Below are 3,044 nucleotides of genomic sequence, written 5' to 3' on the forward strand. Positions count from 1 at the left end.
CACGCCCACCCTGAACCGACAGCGATCCGGGGTCGGGCCGACAGCGGAGATAACTGCCGAGCCGTACGTAACTGCCGCGCCATACGTGACTATCGTGCTTCCGTGCTATAACGAGCAGGATCATGTGGTCCGCGAGCTGGAGCGGATCAGTGCCGCCATGGATGCCAGCGGCTACAGTTACGAACTGCTGGTAATCGACGACAAGTCGACCGACAACACTGCCGCCCTGCTGCGTGGTGTGATGCACCGGTTCCCGCGGATGCGGCTGATTTCGTTCCGCCGCAACGGCGGCTCGGGCACCGCTCGCCGCATCGGCACGCAGGACGCCCGTGGGACGATCGTGGTCTGGACCGACGCGGACATGACCTATCCGAATGACCGGATCCCGGAGTTCGTCCGCCATCTCGATGCCAACCCCGACGTTGATCAGGTTGTGGGTGCGCGTACCACGGAGGAGGGAACGCACAAATGGGCACGGGTGCCGGCCAAGTGGTTCATCCGGATGATTGCGCAGCGCCTGACCGGCATGAAGATTCCCGATCTGAACTCGGGTCTACGGGCATTTCGGCGAGACGTGTCCCTGCCGTATCTGCGGCTGCTACCGCCTGGATTCTCCTGCGTCACCACGATTACGATGGCATTCCTGTCGAATCAGCATCCCGTGGACTACATTCCGATCCACTACGCGAAGCGGTCGGGTACGAGCAAGTTCCATCCGTTTCGGGACGCGCGCCGCTACATCCTGCAGGTGCTGCGGATGGTCATGTACTTCGACCCGATCAGGGTGCTGATGCCGATCGCTTTGTGGATCATGGGGTTGGGTTTCGTGAAGCTCGCCGTGGATCTCATCCGGTACGACCTGCGGGTCACCACGTCCACTCTGCTGGCGATCCTGGTCGGTTTCCAGATCGTGGTACTGGCCCTGATCGGCGACCTGATAGTCCGTTCCCGCAGTGGCACCTGAGATGTCGACGGCCCGAACGTCCTGGGCGCGTATTGCGATCGTCGGTCCGACCCACCCGTACAAGGGAGGTGTCGCTCAGCACACGACGGAGTTGGCACACCGGCTCGCAGAGCGTGGCCACAGTGTGCGGATAGAGTCATGGTCGCGGCAGTATCCGGCCCGGCTTTACCCGGGTCGCCAGCGCGTGAGTCACCCCGAGACAGAGCCCTTCGCGGCCACGGCGTATCCGCTGTCGTGGTGCCGCCCGGATTCGTGGGTACGGCTTGGCCGGCGGCTGTACCACAGCGCCGATGCGGTGATCATCGTGGTGGTGACCCCGATCCAGGCGCCGGCCTATCTGGGTATCCTCGCCGGTCTCCGACCGGCGGGAACGATGATCGCCGGTCTCCGACCGGCTACTGGGCCTCGGGCTGCTGGGCCTGCCGTCCTCGCCCTGTGCCACAACGTGCTGCCGCATGAGCGGCGCGCCGGCGATGAACCGCTGATCCGGGCCGTGCTGCGGCGGGTGTCGGGAGTCGTCGTACACACGTCGGCCGAGGCTGAACAGGCCCGTGCGCTGACGGATCGGCCGGTGGCGGTCGCTGTGATGGCGCCGCATCTGCGGACGTGGCGTGAGATGGATACCGCGGATGGTGACATTCGACCGTCCACCGATGGGGATGGAGCAGGAGACCGAGCAGGAGACCGAGCAGGAGACGGGGATCGCGTCCGGCGCAGGCTGTTGTTCTTCGGGCTGATCCGACCGTACAAAGGTCTGGATATCCTGCTGCGGGCATTGGCGGCCGGGCCGCCCGATGTGTGCCTGACTGTCGCCGGGGAGTTCTGGGGTGGTGTCGAGCGCACCCGCGAACTCGTCGCCGAGCTCGGCCTGACCGCGCGGGTGGAGCTGCGTCCCGGATATGTGTCGGTGACCGATGTGCCGGCGTTGTTCGCGACCGCGGATGCGCTCGTTCTGCCGTACCGGGCGGGGACGGCGACCCAGAACGTCGACCTTGCCCACCTGCACGGTCTGCCGGTGGTCGCGACCCGGGTCGGCGGATTGGCCGAGACCGTACGTGATGGCGTGGACGGGCTTCTTGCCGCACCCGGCGACTCGGTGTCGTTGGCCGGGACACTGCGGCGGCTCTACGAGCCGGGAGTGCTCAAGGCCTTGCGGGCAAGGGTTGTCCCCCCGGACGCGGATGCGGCGTGGGCTCGCTACCTGGATGTGGTCATGGGTGCTACGGGCGCCCGTTAGAGCACTCTCCGTATATGCTTGGAAGTGCCTTGTGTTGCTTTTTGTACCGTGGTCGATGCTGCGTGTAGTGCTGTCGGCTCGGGATGTCCAGTCGGCTGCCGGCGGGCAGACTGTGGCTCGTGCCAGGGGTGCCTTCGCCGAGAATGCCGTCCTCGGGGTGGTCTGCGAGTTCGCTACGTGACCAGGCTGTGGCCTATGTCGGTCACCAGGTGCATGTGATTCGTCGCCGTGAAGTGGGCACGTTGCTGGAGTGGGCGGGTGAGCTCACCGGGCGTACCGTCCTGGACGTCGCAGGTGGCGATGGCTACTGGGCTGGTCGGGCCGTCCGGCGCGGAGCTCGGGCCGTTTGTGTCGATCTTGCCCGGGGTAAACTGGATTTCGGTCGCAGATTGCGCGGGCGTCCCGCCCTCATCGAGGGGGACGCCCTCACGCTGCCGTTCGCCGACGGTTCCTTCGACGTGGTGATGTCGGTCTGCGCGATCGAGCACTTCGACGACGGCCCGGGTGCGCTCACCGAGATGGCGCGGGTCCTCAAGGCGGGCGGAGATCTCGTCCTGTCCGCCGACGCGTTGACCCGGGCGCACCGCTGGCCGCGGCTGTCTGCCCGCCATCGGGAGAGATATCAGGTGAAACGTACCTACACGGGTGATCAACTGGTGGAACTGCTGGACGGCTGCGGCCTGTCCGTGGTTCGCCAGACCTACCTGTTCCGGTCGCCGCTGGCCGAACGGCTGTACCTGACGCTGTCGGCCAGCGGCGGCCGTCTCGGCTGGAACGCGGCTGCGCTGCTCTCGCCCGTCGTGGCGATGTCGGACCGGCGCAGCCCGGACGGCCTCGGCAGCG

General features: G+C 66.4%; 3 protein-coding genes. All 3 read left to right on the forward strand.

Translation table 11 applies throughout. The features are described 5' to 3' along the window. Positions 1-49 precede the first annotated feature (49 nt). A complete protein-coding gene (locus U9980_RS07555) occupies positions 50-964 on the forward strand; it encodes a glycosyltransferase family 2 protein (protein ID WP_322767283.1) in 915 nt (304 codons plus the stop codon). 1 nt (position 965) lies between these two features. Continuing rightward, the gene (locus U9980_RS07560; protein WP_322767279.1) at positions 966-2,201 is read left to right on the forward strand and encodes a glycosyltransferase; all 1,236 of its coding nucleotides are present in this window, start codon (positions 966-968) and stop codon (positions 2,199-2,201) included. 143 nt (positions 2,202-2,344) lie between these two features. Beyond that, positions 2,345-3,044: class I SAM-dependent methyltransferase (locus tag U9980_RS07565; RefSeq protein ID WP_322767280.1), on the forward strand; the 700-nt coding region annotated here is incomplete at its 3' end.

The organism is Protofrankia sp. Cr1 (genome assembly GCF_963555865.1).
Lineage (GTDB): Bacteria > Actinomycetota > Actinomycetes > Frankiales > Frankiaceae > Protofrankia.

Bases quoted from the DNA above. Each gene is read 5' to 3' on its own strand.
- U9980_RS07560 (WP_322767279.1), top strand. From the start codon at position 966: ATGTCGACGGCCCGAACGTCCTGGGCGCGTATTGCGATCGTCGGTCCG.